We start from the raw sequence: 20,825 nt of genomic DNA on the forward strand, positions 1-20,825 counted from the left end.
GGCCCTCGGCCGCGCGGTGCGCGTGGTGGGGCGGGTGGGCGTGATGGCGTTCCCTACCCTCCGGGCCGCCGGGCCGGTGCCCGCACTGACGCTCGGCCAACTACGGCGCCGTCCGGCCGCGTTCGCGGGACTGGCCGTGGCGCTGTTCCTCGCCGTCGCCACGCTGACCCTCTTCGGCTCGCTGTTCGCCGCCGAGGTGACCGCCCCCGCCGCCGCGCGCCGGGCGCCGGCCGGGCCGGGGCTGATGGTGATCGCGGGCGCGTTCGGCGAGATCGCCGTGCTGGTGGCCTTCTTCGTGGTGGTCAACGCGCTGGGCTTCGCCCTGCGCCAGCAGCACCGGGAGCTGGCCCTGCTGCGGACCGTCGCCGCGACGCCCCGGCAGGTCCGGCGGCTGGTGCGCGGCCAGGTGGTCGCGACCACGCTGCTCGCGGCCGGGCCCGGCTGGGCGGTCGGCGCCCTCGCCGCCCGTCGCTTCCTCGCCGCCCTGCAGGCGCGGGACATGGCCGCCCCCGCCGTGCGGGTGCCGGGCACGCCGCTGCCGATGCTGGTCGCGCTCGCCGCCGCCCTGCTGGTGGGGCTGGCGGCCGCCGCCGTCGCGGCGCGCCGGATCACCCGGATCCCCCCGGCCGCCGCGCTCACCGCGGTCACCACCGAGCACGCGCGGACCGGTGTGCTGCGCCTGCTCGCGGGCGTCGGCGCGCTCACCGGCGGCGTGCTGCTGGTCCGGCTGGCGGCGACCCGGCCGGCCGACCAGCTCGACAAGGCCGGGCAGGCGGCGCTGCTCGGCTCACTCGTCCTGCTGGTGGCCGTCGCGCTGCTGGGGCCGCTCGCCGCCCGCGTGCTCGTCGCCGTGCTCGGTCTTCCGGTGCGGCTGGCGGGGCCCCGCTCGGGGTGGCTGGCCGACGCCAATCTGCGGGGTTACGCGCACCGGCTCTCCTCCGCCGTGGTGCCGGTTGCGCTCCTGGTCGGTCTCTCGGGCACCATGGCGATCATGACAAGCACCGCCGAGCACGCGGCCACCGCCGCCACCGCCACCACGGCTGCCGCCGCCTCCGCGACGTCCGTGACCTCCGCGAGCGACGTCTGGCTGCGGCAGGCGGAGCTGGCGATGCTGGTCTGCTTCGCCGCCGTCTCCATCGTCAACACGCTGGTCGCCCTGACCGCGGACCGCCGCCGCGAGTTCGCGCTGCTCCGGCTGGTCGGTGCGACCCGGCGTCAGCTGCTGCGGATGCTCACCGTCGAGGCCGGGCTGACCACGGCCGTCGGCGTACTGCTGGGCGCGGTGGTCGCCGGTGCCGCCTCGGCCGCCTTCAGCACGGCCGTCTCCGGGACCGCCGTGCCGGCCGTCCCGCTGGCCGCCTGCGGCTGGATCGCGGCCGGCGCGGCCGCGCTGACCGTGCCGGGCATCCTGGGCACCGGCCTGCGGGCGACCGCCGGGCCGGCGGTGGAGTCGGCCGGCGGCGAGCGTGGCTGACCGGCCGTCCGGAGTGCGGCGGTACTTCCTCCAGGTCCGCGGCGGCGAGCTGCTCTTCGCCGTCGCGGGCCTGGTGCCGGCCGTCCTCGGCGGCGCCTACGCGCTGGCGGTCCTGTACGCCGGCACGCTGCTCTCGCTCACCGTCCTCGGCCTGCCGTTCGTGGTCGCCGCGCTGGCCGGCGCCCGCGGCCTCGGCGCACTCCACCGGCGGCTGGTGGGGCGGCTGCTGGGGGAGCGGGTCGAACCACCGCCCCCGCTGCCGCGGCCCGCGGGCGTGTTCGCCCGTGGTCGCGCCGTGCTGACCGACCCGGTCGCCTGGCGGTCGCTGCTCTACCTGCTGCTCCGCCTCCCGCTCGGGCTGCTGGGCTTCGCCGCCGCCGTCGCCCTGCCGCTCGGGTGCGGCTGGCTGGTCGGCTTCCCGCTCTGGGTCCGCCTGCTGGAACCGGGGGACCAGCCGGCCGGCTGGCTGGACGCGGCCGCCGTCCTGCTCGGCCTGGCCGTCCTGGCGGCGTTGCCGGGGGCGAACCGCGCGCTCGGCGCGGCCAACCGGAGCCTGGCCGGGCACCTGCTCGGCCCGGCCCGTGCCCAGCGGCGCGTCCGTACCCTGGAGGCCGCCCGCGCCACGCTCCTCGCCGCCAACGCCGACCGGTTGCGCCGCCTGGAGCGCGACCTCCACGACGGCACCCAGGCCCAGCTGGTCGCCCTCGCGATCACCCTCTCGCTGGCGGACGACGTGCTGGCGGACGACGTGCTGGCGGACGGCGCGGTGGGGGACGGCGCGGTGGGGGACGGCGCGGTGGCCGGTGCCGCGACGGCTCGGGACACGACGGCCGGGGCCGCGCCCGTCCCCGACGTGGCCCGCCTGCGTGCCCTGGTCGGCCGGGCCCGCGGCCAGACCGACGAGACCATCGCCGGGCTGCGCCGGCTCACCGCGGGCATCCACCCGGTCGCCCTGGACGGCGGCCTGGCCGAGGCCCTGCCCGGGCTGACGGCCACCTCGCCCGTCCCGGTCACCGTCCGCCTCGACCTGCGCGAGCGGCCGGACCCGGCCGTGGAGGAGGCCGTCTACTACTGCGCGGCCGAACTGCTCACCAACGTCGCCAAGCACAGCGGCGCCCGCTCGGCCGAACTGTCCGCCACCGAGTCCGACGGCCGGGTCCGGCTGACGGTGCGCGACGACGGCCGCGGCGGGGCGGTGGTGGGCGCGGTCGGCGGCGCCGGGCGAGCGGGCGGCGGGGGAGCGGGCGGGGGGACGGGCCTCGCCGGGCTGCGCGAACGGCTCGCCGCGGTGGACGGCCTGCTGCGGGTGGAGAGCCCGCCCGGCGGGCCCACCGTCGTCACCGCCGAGCTGCCGAAACACATGTGACGGAAAGTCAATCCGTGGTCTCCGCGAGGTAGGTGAGCACCGCCTTCACCCGCCGGTTGTCCGCGTCCGTGGCCGGCAGGTCGAACTTGGTGAACACCGCGGCGACATGCTTCTCCACCGCCCGCTCCGACACCACCAGCCGTGCGGCGATCGAGCGGTTCGAGTGCCCCTGCGCCATCAGCCCCAGCACCTCCCGCTCGCGCGGCGTCAGCGCGTCCACCAGGCTGCGCCGTCCGCCGCGCATCAGCCGGGTCACCACCTCCGGGTCGAGCGCCGTCCCGCCGTCGGCGACCCGGTGCAGCGCGTCCACGAACTCGGACGTCCGGGCCACCCGCTCCTTCAGCAGGTACCCGACCCCCGCGGCGCCGCCCGCCAGCAGCCGGGACGCCCAGGCGGTCTCGACGTGCTGCGAGAACACCAGGACGCCGACCCGGGGTACGCCGGCCCGGAGTTCGACCGCCGCCCGGATGCCCTCGTCGGTGTGGGTGGGAGGCATCCGGATGTCCACCACGGCGACGTCCGGGGAGTGCTCGGCCACGGCGGCGAGCAGCTCGGGGGCGGTGCCGACGGCCGCGACCACGGCACACCCGCGGGCCGCGAGCAGCTCCACCATTCCGTCCCGGAGGATCACCGAGTCCTCGGCCAGTACCACGCGCAGCTGCCTGTCGATCATGGGGCCATTATCGCGACCGCCAGGGCACCGCCCGGCTCCGGGATTCGCGTACCGGCCGGGAGAGCCGCGGCGGCATCCGCACCGCTCTCGCCTTGGCCGACCAGACCGCCACCACCCCGGCACAGAGCACGGCTGACGGCCGGTGCGGGCCGTCAGCCGGGCGGTGGCGGTCCGAACCGTTGACAGGTCGGGCCGTCGAGCGTTCCCGAGAGCGAACCCAGCGGCAGGCGGCACCGCCCGTGAACGCGGGACGGCCGCCGCCCGTCAGGGCAGCGGCCGTCGAGACGGGTGGCGGCAGCTCTCGGCCGGCCTTGGCGGGTTCCCTAGCTCGACGCCAGGTCGGCGGGGTCGATCTGGCCGTGGAAGGGTTCCACCGGGCCGAGCGGGATGCAGACGTCGTCCTTGCCGGCGCCCTGCTGGGAGCAGAACTGGGCGGCGGAGAGGTCGGTGCCCTCCGGGACGAACTGCCAGACGTACTTGTAGTAGGTGGTGTTGGCGTTCAGCGTGCCGAACCAGTCGGGCACGCTGTTCATGTGGAGGCCTTCGAGGACGTCGCTCTCGGGCAGGGCGCGCGCTCCGCCGTCGGTGTGCCAGCAGTCGGGGGCGGCCCCGCAGGTGGGGTACTTGACGACCAGGATGAGGTGGTTCGGCGCCTTGCTGGTCCGGTCGACCGGATCCGAGGTGACCTTCAGCCGGACCAGGAGCGTGGTCTTGCCGAGGGGAGCGGCGATCCCCGGGAGCGCGGAGCTGGTGTTGGCACTGACCACCTGGGCGGTGAAGCCGGTGTCACCGAACACGGAGTGGAGCACCGGCCCCCGCCCGGCCGGCCCGGCGGTGCGGCTGGGCGAGGCGGCGGGCGGCGGGGCGACGTCGCTCTGCCCCGGGCGGGGTGCGGTCGTGCCGGTGCCGCGGGCTTCACCGGACGGTCCGGCGGCACTGCCGCAGGCCGCGCCGAGCACGGCGACGGCAGCGGCGGCCAGGCCTCTGGCCAGGGTACGGCGAACTCTCATGCATCCCCCCGATGTCAAGGAACAGGAAGCAGCCCGCGGCTGCTGGCGCGGGCGGTGTGATCCCCGCGCCGGCGCACTGGTCTACCACACGGAGATCGAACGTGTCTCCGTCGCGCCCGGAGGCGGCGCGCTCGTCGAGTGGCCATCGGCCCCCGGTCGGAGCGGCGGGAGGGTGTCCTCGGAGACCCAGCGGACGCCGGTTCCGTACGCATGAAACGAACGGGGCCCCGGACGGAGTGACGCCGCGTCGGGCGCGGCGGGCGCGTACTTGTCCCGGCGGGGTCACGCATTTGTCGCGTTCCCTTCACATGAGGGATGCTCAGGTCCGGCATCGTCCGCAGACGACCGCCGCACGCGTACTGAGCGTTCTGACAAGGGGACAGTCATCGTGACCGCACGCCGCGCCCTCGCCGGCACCATCGCCACCGGTCTGCTCGCCGCGGCCGCCGCCCTCGCACCCGCCCAGGCGGCCGGCGCGAGCGGCCCCGGCGACCTCCCGTTCGGCTCGGCCACCACCGTCGGCATCCACAACACCTACGACCCGGCCGCGTTCGGCCACCTCGCCGACAGCCTGGACACCGGCACCGGCATGATCGAACTCGACGCGTGGACCGACACCGTCACCAAGGAGTGGAAGGTCAGCCACTCCAACCCGCTCGGCAACAGCAACAACTGCGCCGCCGCGACCACGCCCGCCCAGCTCTACACCGGCGGCACCAACAAGAACCTCGAAACCTGCCTCGACGACGTCCGGATCTGGCTCGGCGCCCACCCCGGCGCGGGCCCCCTGGTCGTCAAGCTGGAACTCAAGGCCGGCTTCGCCGCCAACCGCGGCATGGGCCCCGCCCAGCTCGACGCGCTGATCGCCGCGCACCTCGGCTCCGCCGTCTTCCGCCCCGCCGACCTCCTCGCCAAGCCCGGCGGCGGCAGCTACGCCAACGCCGACGAAGCGGCTCGCGCCGGCAACTGGCCCACCCGGGCGTCCCTCGCCGGCCGCGTGCTGGTGTACGTGATCCCCGGCTCCTTCGAGGAGGGCAACCCCTTCGACAGCCTCTACACCGACGTCGAGTACGCCCGCCACCTCCGCGACCTCGCCGCGGGCGGACGGATCGGCTCCGCCCAGGTCTTCCCCGCCGTCCACGGCGCCGCGGCCGGCGACCCGCGCGGCAAGTACGGTGAGACGTCGATCCGCCCGTGGTTCGTGGTCTTCGACGGCGACGCGGCCGCGTACCCGGGCGGGATCGACACGGCCTGGTACGACGCCCGCCACTACCTCCTCACCATGACCGACGCCCACAACGTCGCCCCCGCCATCAGCGCCACCGACCCCACCCAGGACCAGGCCCGCACCCGCACCGAACAGCTCGCCCGGGCCCACGCCAGCATCGTCTCCAGCGACTGGCGCAAGCTCCCGGCGATACAGGGCCTGGTGCTGCCCCGCGGCTGACGCGGCCGACTCCAGCGGCTGACCACCGTCGGCTCCGGCCACCGCCGGCTCCGGACACCGCCGGCTCCGGCCCTCGCCCCGGACGGCGAGGGCCGGAGCCGGCACGCGGTTCCGCGCGCACCGCCGGTCCTCAGACCGTGCTGAACCTCAGGTGGAGGCGCGGGCACGGCGCCGCCGAGCCCTCGTCCTCAGGCGGAGGGCCCCAGGCCCCGAGCGCGGCGGTAACCCCCTGGGGGCCGGATTCCAGATAGCAGATCATGTTCACCGGATACCGGCTGTTGTCGAACATGTAGCGGTCCATCGGTGTCGGCTCCTCGCTTATTCGCAGCGCCCGCTCCTCGGGCGGGCCGATCCGGTGCCAGTCGGGGTGCAGGTGGATGGATCCCAGGATCTCCACCCCGTCGCGGTCCGCCTGCCGGTGAATGCGCAGCAGGTCCTTCGAACTGCACCAGAATCCCCGGCGGAGGTTCCGGTAGGCGCTGCCGAAGCACGGCTCTACGGAACTCTCGAACTCCTTGAGCGCCATCGGATCGGTGGCACGGACGTTGGTCGCGAACTGGGTCGTGGTGATGGCCGCGACGCCGTCGACGACGGTGCCGAGCAGGAGGGCGAAACAGGAGGGCGGTTCCTGCGGGGTACAGGCCTCGTATTCGTCGCGTGCCACGGAGATGAACGACTTGAGGGAGTCGAATCCGATCACGACGGTGTGGGGCGTGAGGGTCACGGCTGCTCCTGCTCCTTCATCCGAGGTGCGCATCGGGGTCCGCCGCGGCGGTCCGTGAGGCGAGGTCCAGCGAGTCGAGCTCGGCCGGGGAGAGCTCCAGCGTCGCTCCCGGGATCAGTTCGGCGAGCTGCTCGGGCGTCCTGCTGCTGGCGAGCGGGGCGACGACGTGCGGCTGCGCCTTCAGCCAGGCCAGGGCCACCGCGGCGGGGGCGGTGCCGTGCTCGGCGGCGATCGCGTCCAGCGCCCGGAGCACCGCGCGGCCGCGGGGCGTTCCGGCGTACGGTCGCGCCGCGGCGCTGCGGACGCTGGGAACGGCGGGTGCGCCCTCGCGGTACTTGCCCGTCAGGAAGCCCTGCGCGAGCGCGAAGTACGGGACGCAGGAGACGCCCTCGCGCTCGCAGACCGGGGCGATCCCGAGCTCGAAGGGCTCGCGTTCCATGAGGTTGTAGGGAGGCTGGACCGCCACGTACGAGGCGAACCCCGATCGCTTCGAGAGCTCCAGGGACTCGGCCAGCCTGGGGCCGCTGATGTTCGAGGCGCCGATCCGGCGCACCTTCCCCGCCGTGACCAGCGCGTCGAGGGCGGCGAGGGTCTCTTCGAGGGGGGTGTCGGGGTCGTCCGCGTGCGTGTAGTAGAGGTCGATGTGATCCGTGCGGAGACGGCGGAGGGAGTCGTCCACCGCCTGGTGGACGACCTTCTCCGTGAGTCCGGACAGTCCGTTCAGCCGGCCCACCTTGGTGGCGATGACGAAACGGTCCCGGTGGCCGCGCGAGGCCAGCCAGTTGCCGAGGATGGTCTCGGACTCCCCGCCCGAATTGCCGGGGGCCCACTGGGAATAGGAGTCGGCGGTGTCGATGAAGTTCCCGCCCGCGGCGGCATAGGCGTCGAGAATGCCGAAGGACGTCCGCTCGTCGACGGTCCATCCGAACACGCTGCCGCCGAGGCAGAGCGGAAAGACGTCGAGGTCGGAATGCGCGATGGTGGCCAAGGGATGCTTTCTGGATTCTTACCGGTTCCGCTGGACGGTTCCGGTGCGGACACGTGGCACGGGGGTGGCGCGGCTCGGCGTGACGTCCCCCATCGTCGCCACGCTGAACGGCGGTTCATCGCCCCGGACGATAACGCGCGATAAACGGCGCGCAGTTGATGTCAAGTCAGTGCGGAAACCGATACTACCGGCCGGTGATGCCGGCGGTGGTCCGGAACGGTCCGAACCGCTTCCCGCCCGCGCGGGCCGTCCCCGTCCGACGGGGGATGACACGGCGACAGTCGGTGTGCGACGCTGCACGCGCGTGTGATCTTGCGCGCTGCGGAGGAACCGGGGGGTGCCGCGTGAAGGGCGTTGTACCGCGGGGGCCGGGGGTGGCGGCCGGTCTGCTGGTGGTGGGCGGGTTGTTGCCGGCCGCGGCGGCGCTGCGGCCGGTGCGGGACGGGGTGCTCGGGACCGCCGTGGGCGGTCCGGTCGGGTCGACGGGGTTCGTCCTGCTGCTCGCGATCGGATGGGGTGTCCTCGTCGGGCGGTTCGCGGTGCGGTTCCGGGAGGAGGTCCGGCACCTGGACGGGCCGACGCCGTGGGCCGAGCGGCTGCGGACGGCCGCGACGGTGCTGCTGCCCGGGGCGGCCGTGGCGGTGCCGGTGCTGATGCTGGTGTTCCACGGCCGGGTGGACGCGGGGCCGGCCGACCCGCCGCACCCGGTGCAGGCCCCGGTGCCCACCCTCTCGGCGTCGCCGCCACCGCCGGCCGAGCCCGCCGAACCGGGCGACGGAGGCGTGCTCGGGGCGATCGCCGGGGTGGTGACGGCCGCGCTGGCGGCCACCGTCGTGGTGCTGTTCGTCATCGCCCTGGTCGTGGCGTTGCGGCGGCTGCGGCTGCGGCGGGTGCGGGCGCGACCGGTCCCGCCGCTGCCCGCTGCTCCGCCCCGGCCCGAAGAGGTCCTCGCGGAGGCCGTGGCCACCGGCCTGCGCGCGCTCGGCGGCAGTGACGCCCGCGCCGCGGTGATCGCCTGCTACGCGGCCATGGAGGGCTCGCTGGCGGCCTCCGGGGTGTCCCGGCGGGTCAGCGAGAACCCGACGGAGCTGCTGGAACGGGCCGTCACGGACGAGCGGGTCGACCGCTTCCACGCGGAGGCGCTCACCGCGCTGTTCCGGGAGGCCCGCTACTCGACCCACCCGATGGACGACGCCCACGTGCGCCGGGCGCGGACCGCGCTGGACGCGATCGCCGCCGGGCTGGCGAACGGCGGGCCGGCGGACGACGGGCGGGCGGACGACGGGCCCGCGAACGAGCCGGCGGCCGCCGCCGCGGCAGGAGGCCACCGATGAGCGCGTCCCGGACCGGCCGTGGCACCGGCCCGGTGCCCGGCCCCGGCGGCCCCGAGGCCGAGTCGGATCCCGGCCCGGTGCCCGGCTCCGTCCGCCACAGCCTGATCGAGCTGACCGCGACGGCCGTCCTGGCCGAGGTCGGGTTCTTCCTGGTGGGCGGGCTGCCCGCGGCGGGGGCCGGGGCGGTGCTGCTGGTGGCCGTCGCGCTGCTCACCGCCCGGTACGTGGCCGGTGCCGGGTTCCGGCAGGAGGGGCTGCGCCGCCGGGAGCGGCTGATGGAGGCGCACGAACCCGGGCTCGGGGACTGGCGTTGGACGGTCCGGCAGGGGATGGACCCGGAGGGGGACGTCCAGCCGCTCCGCGGCCGGCTGCAACGGCTGTTCGCCGCCAGGCTGTCGGAGGCCCACGGCCTCTCGCTCCCCGCCGACCGCGACCGGGCGGCCGAACTGGTCGGCCCCCGGCTCTGGCCCTGGATCGACCCGGAGGCGCCCGCCCCCGCGGAGGCCGTACCGGCGCCGGTCCTGCTCGCCCTCGTCGACCGGCTCGAATCCCTGTAGCCGCTCCCGTAACCGCTTCGAAGCAGCCGCTCCAACCATCCGCCCCGAGCAGCCGCTTCACCGCCCGTGGCCGAACCGGCCCGTCCGAGACTCAACGGAGAACCCATGACCGCCGTTTCCCAGGCCCAGGCCGACACCCCGACCGCGGCGGCGCCGTCGGTCGCGCTGACCCCGCAGGAGGCCGGCAAGCGGGCTCGCGCCGTGGTGGAGGAGATCGAGCGGGCGGTGGTGGGCAAGCCCGAGGCGCTCCGGCTGGTGATGCTCGGCGTGCTGGCCGGCGGCCACGTGCTGATCGAGGACCTGCCGGGGCTCGGCAAGACCCTGCTGGCGCGGTCCTTCGCGACCGCACTCGGCCTGGACTTCCGGCGCATCCAGTTCACCCCCGACCTGCTGCCCTCGGACGTCACCGGTGCGCCGTTCTACGACCGGAACAGCGGGGAGATGGTCTTCAAGCCCGGGCCGCTCTTCACCCAGCTGCTGCTGGCCGACGAGATCAACCGCACCCCGCCGAAGACCCAGGCCGCGCTGCTGGAGGCGATGGCCGAGGGGCAGGTCTCCGTCGACGGGGCCACGCGCCGGCTGCCGCGGCCGTTCGCGGTGATCGCCACCGCCAACCCGATCGAGTACGAGGGCACCTACTCGCTGCCCGAGGCGCAGCTCGACCGCTTCCTGCTGCGGGTGCGGATGGGGTACCTGTCCACGGGGCTGGAGGCGGCGATGCTCCGGGCCCGGCTGGACCGGTCGGCGCCCGAGGCGGTCCTGGAGACGGTCTCCAGCCCGGCCGAACTGCTGGCCATGCGGGCGGCGGTGGAGCGGGTGGAGGTGGACGACGACCTGGTCGCGTACGTGGTCGCGTTGGTCGCCGCGACCCGCAACGACCAGCAGATCCAGGTCGGCGCCTCGCCGCGCGGCGGCCTCGCGCTGGTCCAGCTGGCCCGGGCCCGCGCGATGGTGGAGGGCCGGGACTACCTGACGCCGGAGGACGTGAAGGCGCTCGCCGTGCCCGCGCTGGCCCACCGCATCACGCTGAAGCCGGAGTTGTGGGTGCGTCAGATCGAGGCGGACGACGTGCTGGCGCGGCTGGTGGACACCGTCCCGGCGCCGCAGACCCTGCCGCGCGCGGCGGCCACGGCCGGCGGCCCGGGTACGGTCGGCGCCCCGGACACGGCCGACGCCCGGGGCAGCGCCCGGTGAACCCCGCCCCACCCGCCGACGGCCCCACCGGAGGCACCGGCCACCCCGGCCACCAGGCCCGTCGGCTCGCCGCGCAGACCGCCCGCGGCCGTCGCCCGGTCCGTCGGCTCGCGACGCCGCCCGCCCCCGCCGGGAACGGGCGCACCGGGCGGAGGCCGCACACCTCCGCCTCCACCTCCACCCCGGCCTCCGCCTCCGGACCCGGCCGCCACCGGCCGCAGGACCGCGTCACCGCCCGGGTACTGGCCCGCAGCACCCGGGCCACCGTGGCCGGCCTGCCGAGCGGCCCGCCCTCGCCGCACTGGCGGGTCGGCGAACGGACCCTGCGGCTGCTCACGGTGGCCGTCGTCGCGGCCGTGGCGGCCCTGGCCACCGGCCACAGCTGGCTGCTGGCCCTGGCGGCCGGTCCGGCCGTCCTGCTCGCGTCGGCCGCGCCGGGCCGCGGTCGCCCCACCGAGCTGACCGCGGAGAGCACCGCCGAACCGCGCCGCTGCTTCGAGGGCGAGCCGGTGACCGTGCGGATCACCGTCCGGCACGACGGCCGGATCGGTCCGCTCGACCCCACCGTCGCGCTCGGCCCCGGCGTGACGCTACAGGCCCTCACCGTCGGCGCCGCCGAGGTCGACCTGGTGGTGCGGGCGGACAGCTGGGGCCGCTGGACGCTCGGCACCGTCGACGTCGACGTCTACGACTCCGGCGGCCTCACCCGCCGGACCGTGCGCGCCGAACTCGGCACGGTCGACGTCTTCCCGGTGCCCAGCGCCGCCCGGCTGACCCCGATCCCGGTCCGGCTGCCCGAACGGCTCGGCGAGCACACCACCGCGCACGAGGGCACCGGCGTCGAGGTCGTCGGCGTGCGGCCGTACGTGCCGGGGGAGCGGCAGCGGCGCATCCACTGGCCGTCCACCACCCGCCGCGACGCCGTCCAGATCAACCAGTTCGCCGCCGAGCGGGCCGCCGACGCGGTGGTCCTGCTGGACACGCTGGCCGACTTCCGGGACGCCGCCACCGGCCTGTCCAGCCTGGACGAGACGCTGCGCGCGGCCGGCGGGCTGACCCGCGCCTACCTGCACCGGCACGACCGGGTCGGCCTGATCGCGGTCGGCGGCCGGCTGCGCTGGCTCACCGCGGGGACCGGGGAGCGGCAGTTCTACCGGATGGTGGAGAGCGTCCTGGAGGTCCGTCAGGACCGCCGCCACCGCGGCCGCGTCGTGCCCCGCTTCCCTCCCGCCGCGCTGCCCGGCCACGCGCTGGTGTACGCGTTCACCTCGCTCGCCGACCAGCGGATCCTGGACGTGCTCGGGCAGGTCCGCGACCGGGGCAACCCGCTGGTCGTGGTGGAGATCCCGGCCGGCGAACCGGCGGTGGAGCCCGGCGACGAGGTGGGTGCGCTGGCGCTGCGGCTCTGGCACGCCGAGCGCGAGGCGATGCGCTCCGCGCTGCGGGCCCGGGGCGTGCCGGTGGCCCGCTACACCCCGGGCGAGGCGCTCGACCTGGCGCTCGCCCCGCTGCTGCGCCGCCGGATCGGAGGAGGAGCCCGATGAGCCCGACCAGCCCGCTGGGTCCGCCGAGTCAGGCGAGCCCGGCGAATCCGACGCGCCCGCTGGGTCCGCCGAGTCCGGCGAGCCCGGCGTCGAGTCGGCTGAGTCCGTCGAGGCCGCCGAGTCCCGCGTCGACCCCGCTGGGTCCGCCGAGTCCGGCTGGCACCGCGACCGGTGCCCACACCGGGCCGCGGTGGCCGGCGCACGCCGCACTGCGCGGCACGGGTGCCGCGCTGGCGCTGGCCGCCGCCGGTCCCGGCACCCCCGGCAGCGCGGTGGACCGGTTCGGGCCCGCCGCCGCGGTGGTCGCCGTCGTCCTCGCCGCCGCGGCCGCGGTGCCGCCCGACGGCGTGCCGGAACGGCCCCACGGCCGGGCCGCCCGGCTCGCCGCGGCCCGCACCACCCTCGTCCCCGCCGGTGCGGTGGTGCTCGCCGCGCTGGGGGAGCCGGGCTGCTGGCAGGCGGGGGCGGTCGCCGTCCTGCTGGCCGGCTACCTGCTGCTCGTCGATGCGCTCGGCCCGCACCGCCGTGCGGTGCGGCCGGCGCACCTCGTGGCCGCGCTCGCCGCCTCGGGCCTCGTCCTCCCGGTGGCGTTCGCGCCGAGCGGGGCGGGCGAGTGGTCGCGTCCGCTCGCCGTCGTCGGTCTGGCGGCCGCCGCCTGCGGCCTCGGCCTGGCCCTGTGGCCGCACGGTCGCGGCGCGGCCCGACAGCGGCACGCCCAGCGCGAGCACCACGTTCAGCGCGAGCACCACGTTCAGCGGCAGCAGCACGAGCAGCGGGAGTAGCACCGCGGCCGGTGGGAAGGTAACCGCCGTCGTCCCACGCCGAAGGAGTCGTCCATGACGATCAGTCACCGCACCATCGGAACCGGCGAGCACAAGGTCCTCGTCCTGCACGACTGGTTCGGCACCAGCGCCGGCTGGGGCCAGTTCCTCGACCACCTGGACCCGGAGGCCTTCGGCTACGCCTTCCTCGACTACCGCGGCTACGGCGAACGGCGGGACGTGGAGGGCGAGTTCACCCTCGCTGAGATCGCCTCGGACGCGCTCGCGCTCGCCGACCAGCTGGGCTGGGCGGAGTTCTCGGTGGTCGGGCACTCGATGGGCGGCAAGGCGGCGCAGCGCGTGCTCGCCGAGGCGCCGGGCCGGGTGCGGAAGCTGGTCGGGGTGGCGCCCGTCCCGGCGAGCGCCTACCCGCTGGAGGGCGACGCGTACGACCTCTTCCACGGTGCGGCGGAGCACGCCGCCAACCGCCGGGCGATCCTGGACCTGGTCACCGGGAACCGCGCCTGCGCCCGCTGGCTGGACGCGATGACGGCCCGCTCGGTGGCCGGCTCCCGCCCGGAGGCGATGGCGGGCTACCTGCAGGAGTGGAGCACCCAGGACTTCGCGGCGAAGGTGGCCGGAAGCACCCTCCCGGTCAAGGTCTTCGTCGGCGAGCACGACCCGGCCCTGTCCGCCGAGGTGATGCGCGGCACCTGGCTGGCCCACTACCCGCAGGCGGAGCTGGAGGTCCTCACCAACTCCGGGCACTATCCGATGCACGAGGTGCCGGTGGCCTTCGCCACCGCCCTGGAGGCCTTCCTCCGGGCCTGACCCGCCCGTCCCGCCCTCCGTCGTGCGCCCGTCCGGCCCTCCGTCGTGCGAACGCCGCCGCGCGAGCGGTCTCGCGAGACCACCCCGCGAGGGCCACCCCCGCGAGACCGCCCGCCGGTACCCCCTCCCGCCGGGCGGTCCGTAGGCGTACGGTGGCCACACGGTGGCGCGCAGTCCGGCGGGCGCGCCGGGTGGGCCACGCCGGGTGGCCGCAGCGGTACGGCTGCGGCGGCACGGTCGCGGTACGGCGCCGCCACCGCACCCCCGCCTTGGCACGCCCTGCCGGAGACCGCGATGGCTGATCCCCAGGCCGACCGCATGGCCTTTCTCACCACGCCCCGCCGGCCGCGCGAGCGCCGGGACCCGCAGGAGCGGCTGGGGGACTGGCACGAGGTCTACCGGGAGGGCGCGCTGCTGCCCGTGATCGGCGGCCAGGCGGCCCGCTGCATGGACTGCGGCCTCCCGTTCTGCCACCGCGCCTGCCCGCTGGGCAATCTGATTCCGGACTGGAACGGGCTGGTGGCCCGCGGCGGTTGGCAGTCGGCCGCCGCCCGCCTGCTGGCCACCAACAACTTCCCCGAGTTCACCGGCCGGCTCTGCCCCGCCCCGTGCGAGAGCGCCTGCGTGCTGGCGATCGACTCCGAGGCCGTGACGATCAAGAACGTGGAGCTGGCGATCGCCGACCGGGCCTGGGAGGACGGCGAGGACCGGCCGCGGCCGCCGGAGCGGATGACCGGCCGGCGGGTGGCCGTGGTCGGCTCGGGCCCGGCCGGCCTGGCCGCCGCCCAGCAGCTGACCCGGGCCGGGCACACCACCACGGTGTACGAGCGCGCCGACCGGATCGGCGGGCTGCTGCGCTACGGCATCCCGCCGTTCCGGCTGGAGAAGCACCGCCTGGACCGGCGGATCGACCAGATGCGCGCGGAGGGCACCACGTTCCGCACGGGGGTGGCGGTCGGCCGGGACGTGCCCGCGGACGAGCTGCGGGCCCGGTGCGACGCGCTGGTGATCGCGGTCGGCGCCACGGCCTGCCGGGACCTCCCGGTGCCCGGCCGCCGGCTGCCCGGCGTCCACCAGGCGATCACCTACCTGACCCTGGCCAACCGGGTGGACGAGGGCGACCGCCCGGTCTCCCCGCTCACCGCCGAGGGCCGCAGCGTGGTGATCGTCGGCGGCGGCGACACGGCCGCCGACTGCCTGGGCACCGCGTTGCGCCAGCGGGCCGCGGCCGTCACCCAGTTCGACATCAACCCCCGGCCGCCGGAGCGCCGGGCGCCCGGCCAGCCCTGGCCGGTCCACCCGAAGGTCTACCGGGTGACGACCTCGCACGAGGAGGCCGGCGGTTCGGCGGCCGAACCGCGGGTGTTCGCGGCGACCACGGTGGGGTTCGAGGCGGGCGCGGACGGGCGGCTGGCGGCGGTCCGGTTCGCCGAGGCCCGGCCCGGCGACCGCCGGCCCCGGCCGGGAACGGAACGGACCGTCCCGGCCGAGCTGGCACTGCTGGCGCTCGGCTTCTCCGGCCCAGGACGCCGCGGCGTGGCCCGCCAACTGGGCCTCGCCGTCGACCCGCAGGGCCGGCTGGCCCGCGACGAGGGCTTCGCCGCGAGGGCGGACGGCGTGTTCGTCGCGGGCGACGCCGGGCGCGGCCAGTCGCTGATCGTGTGGGCGATCGCCGAGGGCCGGGCGGCGGCCGCCGCCGTCGACCGCTACCTGCGCGGCGGCACCGACCTCCCGGCGCCGGTGCGCCCCTCGGACGGGCCGCTCACCGCCTGAGCCGGGTCGCCCCTTCCGCCGGGGCTGGGCTCAGACCAGTTCGAGGACGAGCTTGCCGGTGTTCTCGCCCCGGAAGAGCATCTGCAGGGTCCGCGGGAAGTCGTCCACCGTGCCCCGGACCACGTGCTCCAGCACCTTGATCCGCCCGTCGGCGATCCAGCCGCCGATCTCCCGGGCGGCCTCGGTGAAGCGCGGCGCGTAGTCGAAGACCACGAAGCCCTCCATCCGGGCCCGGCGCACCAGCAGCGACAGGTAGTTCGACGGGCCCCGCACGCCGTCGGTGGCGTTGTACTGGCTGATCGCGCCGCAGACCACCACCCGGGCGTGCATCGCCAGACAGGCCAGCGCCGCGTCCAGGATCTCGCCGCCGACGTTGTCGAAGTAGACGTCGATGCCGTCCGGGGCGTGGGTGCGCAGCGCCTTCCTGACGTTCTCGGTGCGGTAGTCGATCGCGGCGTCGAAGCCGAGTTCGCCGGTCAGCAGGGCGCACTTCTCGGCCCCGCCCGCGATGCCGACGACCCGGCAGCCCTTGGCCTTGGCGATCTGGCCGACCATGGTGCCCACGGCGCCCGCGGCGCCGGAGACCACCACCGTCTCGCCCTCCTTGAGCGCGCCGACGTCCAGCAGTCCGAAGTAGGCCGTCATGCCGGGCATGCCGAGGGCGCCGAGGAAGGTCGACGGCGAGGCGGTGTCCGGTTGGATCTTCAGCGTGCCCCGGCCGTCGGAGACCACGTGCTCCTGGACGCCGAAGGTGCCGGCGACCAGGTCACCGGTCCGGAAGCCGGGGTGGGTGGACTCGGTGACCTCGACCACCGAGCCGGCCCGCATCACCTCGCCGAGGCCGACCGGCGGCAGGTAGGAGGGGCGGTCGTCCAGCCAGCCGCGCATCGCCGGGTCGAGCGAGATGAAGCGGGTGCGGCCGGCGAACTGGCCCTCGCCGGGCGCGGCGGCCGCCTCGGTGACGTGCTCCCAGTCCCCGGGGCGGACCTCGCCCTCGGGCCGCCGGGCGAGGCGGATCTGACGGTTCTCTGCGGACAACATGGCGGCTCCCGGGGGCTGGACGTCGGACGGGGGTGAGTCTAAGCAAGCGCTTAGTCATCGCGCCAGGGGGTGGCGCCCGCGGAGGGCCGGTCGTCCGCCCCCACCGTTCCTGACCGGTCGTCCGCTCCCCGGTCATTACCTATGCGTGACCGATTCCGGCCCGCCGGCGGACCCGTACCGTCGGAGACACGCCGGAACGGTCCGGCGGACCGGCACGCTCCGGCAGCCGGCGCAGTCCGGCGGCCGGGACGACCCGGCCGGGCCCGGAACACCACAGGGGAGAACGCCATGACCGCCTACGCACTCGCGCACGTCCACTCCGTCGAGTTCGGCCCGGACATCGTCGAGTACCTGGAGCGGATCGACGCCACCCTGGAGCCCTTCGGCGGGCGCTTCCTGGTCCACGGCGGCCAGGTCGAGGCGGTCGAAGGCTCCTGGGGCCCGGACCTGATCGTGATCGAGTTCCCCGACCGCGCGCACGTGCGCGCCTGGTACGACTCGCCCGCCTACCAGGACATCCTGGCGCTGCGCACCCGCCACATGACGGCGGACGTGATCTTCGCCGAGGGCGTGCCCGCGGGCTACCGGGGTGCTGACGCGCTGAAGCACTGAGCCCGCGGGTCGTGGGTCGCGGGTCGTGGGTCGTGGGTCGCGGGCCGGGGCCGTGGGTCGTTTGCCGTGGGCCGTGGGCGGGCACCGCCGACCGGGTCGGTCCGGCGGCCGTCCGGGCGAGGCGCCACGGCCGGACGCGGGCGGACGGCTAGGTTCGGGCGGGGGCCCTCCGAACGACGTCCACGGGAGAGCGATGACTTCGAACCGGCCCGAGGCCGGCGTACGGGCCTCGCAGGTGCTGCGCAACCCCAGGGTCTGGCTGGTGCCGACGATCATCATCGGCACGGTGGGCTTCCTGCTCTCGCTGCTCTACATGGGCGGCATCGTCAACCCGTCCGGGGACCTGCACCGGCTGCCGATCGGCCTGGTCAACTCCGACCAGGGGGCCGTCGTGGCCGGACAGCAGCAGAACCTCGGCGCGCAGATCACCACCGGCATCGCGAACGCGCCGGACCCGGGGGACAAGGTCGACTGGCGGCTGCTCGACCGGGCCGCCGCCGACGACCAGCTGTCTTCGGGAAAACTGGCCGGCGCACTGGAGGTCCCGGCCGGCTTCACGGCCGCCGTCGCGGCCCTCGGCGCCCCCGCAGGACCGCAGCCGCCGGCACGGCCGACGATGACCGTACTGACCAACCCCGGCGTCGGCAGCCTGGCCTCCTCGCTCGCCTCCCAGATCTCCCAGGCCGCCGCCCAGCAGGCCTCGGCACAGCTCGGCAAGACCCTCACGGCCCAGGCCCAGGCCCAGGCCCAGGCCCAGGCGCAGGCCCAGCCGCAGCAGCCGGGCCAGCCCGCCGCCGGCACCGGCGGGGCGACCAACGCGGCGGCACTCCAACTGGCCGACCCGGTGACGGTCGAGGTCACGGTCGGCCACTCGATCGGCGCGCACAGCGGCCTCGGCCTGACGGCGTTCTACTACACGCTGCTGCTGGTCCTCTGCGGATTCCTGGGCGCCAACGTGATCAGCAACGGCGTCGACGTCGCGCTCGGCTACTCGGCCAGCGAGTTGGGGCCGATCCGCACCCAGCGCCCGCTGGTGCGGATCAGCCGCACCCAGACCCTGGTCGTCACCTCGGTGATGTCGGTCGGGCTGTCGCTGCTGACCTCCAGCCTGGTGATGCTGGCCACCGTGGGGGTGCTGGGCATGGACGCGTCGCACCTGCCGCTGCTCTGGGTCTTCTCGGTCTGCGCCACCTCGGCGGTCGGTCTCGGCGCGCAGGCGCTGCTCGCGGCGTTCGGCGGGATCGGCCAGCTGATCAGCATGTTCATCTTCATCGCGCTCTCACTGCCGTCCTCCGGCGCGACCATCCCGCTGTACGCGCTGCCGGAGTTCTACCGGTGGCTGGCGGTGTTCGAGCCGATGCGCCAGCTCAGCGACGGCGTCCGGGCGATCCTGTACTTCGACGCGCAGGCCGACGCCGGACTGACCCGGGCCTGGATCATGATCGCGATCGGGACGGTCGCGGCGCTCGTGTTCGGCTTCGCGATGACCACGTACTACGACCGCAAGGGGCTGCACCGCTTCCACCCCGAACCCAGCTGACGCCGGGACGGGCGGCCGACGCCCGCACCGTGCCCAGTGCCTCCGCACCCGCGGCCCCGTCGGACCGGGGGAGGACGGAGCCCGGCCGGGTGGTCCCGAGGTCGGAGCGCGACCCCGTCCCGCGGGCTGATGGCGGGCGCGGCGGCGGGCCGTATCGTCGGTGGCATGAGCCGATCCCTGCATCTGGCCACCTACCTGCTGGCCTTCGACACCCGGGCCCAGTCCCTGCAGGACCGCACCCGGGCCGGTTACCTGCTGCGCGCGGCCGCCCTGGCCGAGCTCGCCCACCGGGGCGCCGCCGCCGAGGAGGCGTCCGGGCGGGTCCGGGTCGTGACGGACACGCCCACCGAGGACGCCGTCCTCGACACGCTCCTCGCCGAGCTGGCCACCCGGCCGCGCACCTGGAAGGCGTGGATCCGGCGGAGCCGGGACGACACGCTGGAGGCCGTCGAGCAGCGGCTCGGGGTGCTCGGGGTGCTGTCCGTGTCGGACCGGGATCCGTACGGCCCGGTCGTGCCGCGACGCGCGGTGACCCTGGCCGACCCGCGCGAGGCCCGGGACCTCCAGACGCGGGTCGCGGAGCTGGTCCGCGGCGGAGGCCCGGTGGCCGAAGCGCCGTTCGCGGACGCCGTGCTGGCGGCGCTGGCCGCCCACGGCCACCTGCGGCTGGTGCTCTCCCGGCACGACCGGCGGGCCCACGCCGAGCGGGTCACCGCGTTCACCGACCGGCTGGCGGCCGAGGCCCCCGGGCTGGCCCGGGCGGTGGCCGGTCTGAACCTGACGATGGTCGCGGGTCAGGGCGGCACGGGCGGCAGCTGACGAGCCATCGGAAGCTCTTGCCGGTCGCTCGTTGCCCGCCGCTGGCGCCGGCCCGCTCCTCGGCGGTCCGCGATCCGGTCAGTCCGGCAGGCGGATCTCGCCCAGCTCCCGCACCGGCAGGCCGGGGCGGAGCAGCGCCGGCGTCTCGAAGAGCGCGCCCGAGGCCATGCCCGGTACCGTCCTGACGTGGCGCCAGCCGCAGTCGAGGTAGTAGCCGTGCAGGCCGGGATTGTCCGAGCGGGCGTCCAGGCGCAGGACGAGGGCGCCCGCCGAGGCCGCCCGGTGCCCGGCCCACTCGTGCAGCAGGCGGCCGATGCCACGGCCCGCGTGGGCGCGGTCGACGGCGCTCTTGCGCAGGTAGCGGGCCGGGACGCCGCGCTCCTCGTCCGTCCACCGCCGTCTGCTGCCCCGGGGCCACACGGTGCAGGTGGCCACCGCCGGACCGTCCGGCTCCAGCAGCGCCATCACCGTCGCCCCTCGCCGGATCAGGGCGAGCCGCCGCTCCGGACGGTCCGGGCCGGACCACTGCGCGTTCCCGTGCCGCCGGGCCACCCAGGCCGCCGCCTCCCGCCGCCACCGCGCGAGCAGCTCGGCGTCCCCGGGTACGGCGGCGCGGACGTACAGGACGGGGGCCGGCGCGGCGGCGCCGCCGGACGTGTCGAGGGTGTCGAGGGCCTTCACGACGGAGCGAACGAAGAGGCGGTGGGAAAGGTTGCGTCCGCAGGCCGGACCGGCCGCACGAGTGTGCGGTGGGGCGGACGGCGGCCCCGGGCGGACCGCGGCGTGCGGCGTGCGGGGTCGTCGGCGTGCGGGGTCGTCGGTGGGCGGGGTCGTCGGTGGGCGGTGGCAGGGTGTGCTCAGGCGGTCGACCGACCGACTGACATGCGCACGTCACGAAGGGCCGTCCCCGCATGAGCACGACCGACAGCACTGGCCCGACCTCCGGCGCCGACGTTCCGGTGATGGCCTGGGCGCGGCACTGCGAGGAGTTGCTCTCCGTGCACGAGGAGGCGTACGAGTCGGCGACGGGGGAGGAGTGGGACCGGCTGACCCGTGACGACTACGAGTCCTGTTCCAACCGTGACGGCTGGCCGGGGCTCGTCGGCTGACGGACCGGTAAACCCGTTGGTGAGCGGC

20 protein-coding genes are annotated in these 20,825 nt (G+C 75.8%); 14 read left to right on the forward strand and 6 right to left on the reverse strand.

Annotated features, from left to right (window positions below; all coding sequences use genetic code 11):
• The first annotated feature begins 43 nt into the window (after window positions 1-43).
• Together ACFVHB_RS08690 and ACFVHB_RS08695 are read left to right on the forward strand one after the other, a co-directional pair.
• Window positions 44-1,474 carry an FtsX-like permease family protein gene (locus ACFVHB_RS08690; protein ID WP_380317250.1) on the forward strand — a complete coding sequence of 477 codons (1,431 nt, stop codon included), beginning with the start codon at window positions 44-46 and terminating at the stop codon, window positions 1,472-1,474.
• The gene (locus tag ACFVHB_RS08695; RefSeq protein WP_380317253.1) at window positions 1,467-2,840 is read left to right on the forward strand and encodes a sensor histidine kinase; all 1,374 of its coding nucleotides are present in this window, start codon (window positions 1,467-1,469) and stop codon (window positions 2,838-2,840) included. Before ACFVHB_RS08690 ends, ACFVHB_RS08695 begins: the two co-directional genes overlap by 8 nt.
• Window positions 2,841-2,847: 7 nt before the next feature.
• On the opposite strand, the gene ACFVHB_RS08700 is transcribed toward ACFVHB_RS08695, so the two are convergent.
• Complete coding sequence (locus ACFVHB_RS08700; RefSeq protein WP_380317256.1) at window positions 2,848-3,513, reverse strand: LuxR C-terminal-related transcriptional regulator; 666 nt, start codon at window positions 3,511-3,513, stop codon at window positions 2,848-2,850.
• 323 nt (window positions 3,514-3,836) lie between these two features.
• Window positions 3,837-4,523, reverse strand: a complete 687-nt coding sequence (locus ACFVHB_RS08705; protein WP_380317259.1) for a hypothetical protein — start codon at window positions 4,521-4,523, stop codon at window positions 3,837-3,839.
• A 388-nt stretch (window positions 4,524-4,911) separates the two neighbouring features.
• On the opposite strand from ACFVHB_RS08705, the gene ACFVHB_RS08710 reads away from it, so the two are divergent.
• Window positions 4,912-5,970 carry a phosphatidylinositol-specific phospholipase C domain-containing protein gene (locus tag ACFVHB_RS08710; RefSeq protein WP_380317263.1) on the forward strand — a complete coding sequence of 353 codons (1,059 nt, stop codon included), beginning with the start codon at window positions 4,912-4,914 and terminating at the stop codon, window positions 5,968-5,970.
• Between the two features lie 130 nt (window positions 5,971-6,100).
• Here ACFVHB_RS08710 and ACFVHB_RS08715 read toward each other — a convergent pair whose 3' ends face one another.
• Together ACFVHB_RS08715 and ACFVHB_RS08720 are read right to left on the reverse strand one after the other, a co-directional pair.
• Window positions 6,101-6,694, reverse strand: coding sequence for a hypothetical protein (locus ACFVHB_RS08715; protein WP_380317266.1), 594 nt, complete (start codon window positions 6,692-6,694; stop codon window positions 6,101-6,103).
• Between the two features lie 16 nt (window positions 6,695-6,710).
• Window positions 6,711-7,682, reverse strand: coding sequence for an aldo/keto reductase (locus ACFVHB_RS08720; RefSeq protein ID WP_380317269.1), 972 nt, complete (start codon window positions 7,680-7,682; stop codon window positions 6,711-6,713).
• Window positions 7,683-8,026: 344 nt separating this feature from the next.
• Here ACFVHB_RS08720 and ACFVHB_RS08725 point away from each other — a divergent pair, with 344 nt between their 5' ends.
• The 7 genes from ACFVHB_RS08725 to ACFVHB_RS08755 all read left to right on the forward strand — a co-directional run bounded on the left by ACFVHB_RS08725 (window position 8,027) and on the right by ACFVHB_RS08755 (window position 15,676).
• Window positions 8,027-9,016 carry a DUF4129 domain-containing protein gene (locus ACFVHB_RS08725; RefSeq protein WP_380317272.1) on the forward strand — a complete coding sequence of 330 codons (990 nt, stop codon included), beginning with the start codon at window positions 8,027-8,029 and terminating at the stop codon, window positions 9,014-9,016.
• Window positions 9,013-9,573 carry a hypothetical protein gene (locus ACFVHB_RS08730; RefSeq protein WP_380317275.1) on the forward strand — a complete coding sequence of 187 codons (561 nt, stop codon included), beginning with the start codon at window positions 9,013-9,015 and terminating at the stop codon, window positions 9,571-9,573. Before ACFVHB_RS08725 ends, ACFVHB_RS08730 begins: the two co-directional genes overlap by 4 nt.
• A 105-nt stretch (window positions 9,574-9,678) precedes the next feature.
• A complete protein-coding gene (locus tag ACFVHB_RS08735) occupies window positions 9,679-10,767 on the forward strand; it encodes an AAA family ATPase (protein ID WP_380317278.1) in 1,089 nt (362 codons plus the stop codon).
• The gene (locus ACFVHB_RS08740; protein WP_380317281.1) at window positions 10,764-12,311 is read left to right on the forward strand and encodes a DUF58 domain-containing protein; all 1,548 of its coding nucleotides are present in this window, start codon (window positions 10,764-10,766) and stop codon (window positions 12,309-12,311) included. The genes ACFVHB_RS08735 and ACFVHB_RS08740 overlap by 4 nt, the downstream gene beginning before the upstream one ends.
• 272 nt (window positions 12,312-12,583) lie before the next feature.
• Window positions 12,584-13,093, forward strand: coding sequence for a hypothetical protein (locus ACFVHB_RS08745; RefSeq protein ID WP_380317284.1), 510 nt, complete (start codon window positions 12,584-12,586; stop codon window positions 13,091-13,093).
• Between the two features lie 54 nt (window positions 13,094-13,147).
• A complete protein-coding gene (locus ACFVHB_RS08750; protein ID WP_380317287.1) occupies window positions 13,148-13,903 on the forward strand; it encodes an alpha/beta fold hydrolase in 756 nt (251 codons plus the stop codon).
• Window positions 13,904-14,197: 294 nt separating this feature from the next.
• Window positions 14,198-15,676, forward strand: a complete 1,479-nt coding sequence (locus tag ACFVHB_RS08755) for a glutamate synthase subunit beta (RefSeq protein ID WP_380317290.1) — start codon at window positions 14,198-14,200, stop codon at window positions 15,674-15,676.
• 30 nt (window positions 15,677-15,706) lie between these two features.
• Here the strand turns inward: ACFVHB_RS08755 and ACFVHB_RS08760 are convergent, their stop codons facing one another.
• Window positions 15,707-16,717 carry an NADP-dependent oxidoreductase gene (locus ACFVHB_RS08760; protein ID WP_380317293.1) on the reverse strand — a complete coding sequence of 337 codons (1,011 nt, stop codon included), beginning with the start codon at window positions 16,715-16,717 and terminating at the stop codon, window positions 15,707-15,709.
• 288 nt (window positions 16,718-17,005) lie between these two features.
• Here ACFVHB_RS08760 and ACFVHB_RS08765 point away from each other — a divergent pair, with 288 nt between their 5' ends.
• The 3 genes from ACFVHB_RS08765 to ACFVHB_RS08775 all read left to right on the forward strand — a co-directional run bounded on the left by ACFVHB_RS08765 (window position 17,006) and on the right by ACFVHB_RS08775 (window position 19,688).
• Window positions 17,006-17,329 carry a DUF1330 domain-containing protein gene (locus ACFVHB_RS08765; protein ID WP_380317296.1) on the forward strand — a complete coding sequence of 108 codons (324 nt, stop codon included), beginning with the start codon at window positions 17,006-17,008 and terminating at the stop codon, window positions 17,327-17,329.
• A 193-nt stretch (window positions 17,330-17,522) separates the two neighbouring features.
• Window positions 17,523-18,869: a DUF3533 domain-containing protein gene (locus tag ACFVHB_RS08770; RefSeq protein ID WP_380317299.1), complete on the forward strand. Its 1,347-nt coding sequence runs from the start codon at window positions 17,523-17,525 to the stop codon at window positions 18,867-18,869.
• Window positions 18,870-19,034: 165 nt separating this feature from the next.
• Window positions 19,035-19,688 carry a GPP34 family phosphoprotein gene (locus ACFVHB_RS08775; protein WP_380317302.1) on the forward strand — a complete coding sequence of 218 codons (654 nt, stop codon included), beginning with the start codon at window positions 19,035-19,037 and terminating at the stop codon, window positions 19,686-19,688.
• A 78-nt stretch (window positions 19,689-19,766) separates the two neighbouring features.
• On the opposite strand, the gene ACFVHB_RS08780 is transcribed toward ACFVHB_RS08775, so the two are convergent.
• Window positions 19,767-20,369: a GNAT family N-acetyltransferase gene (locus ACFVHB_RS08780; protein WP_380317305.1), complete on the reverse strand. Its 603-nt coding sequence runs from the start codon at window positions 20,367-20,369 to the stop codon at window positions 19,767-19,769.
• Between the two features lie 230 nt (window positions 20,370-20,599).
• On the opposite strand from ACFVHB_RS08780, the gene ACFVHB_RS08785 reads away from it, so the two are divergent.
• Complete coding sequence (locus tag ACFVHB_RS08785) at window positions 20,600-20,797, forward strand: hypothetical protein (RefSeq protein ID WP_380317308.1); 198 nt, start codon at window positions 20,600-20,602, stop codon at window positions 20,795-20,797.
• Window positions 20,798-20,825 lie beyond the last annotated feature (28 nt).

It is taken from the genome of Kitasatospora sp. NPDC127111, assembly GCF_042677465.1.
Classification (GTDB): domain Bacteria; phylum Actinomycetota; class Actinomycetes; order Streptomycetales; family Streptomycetaceae; genus Kitasatospora.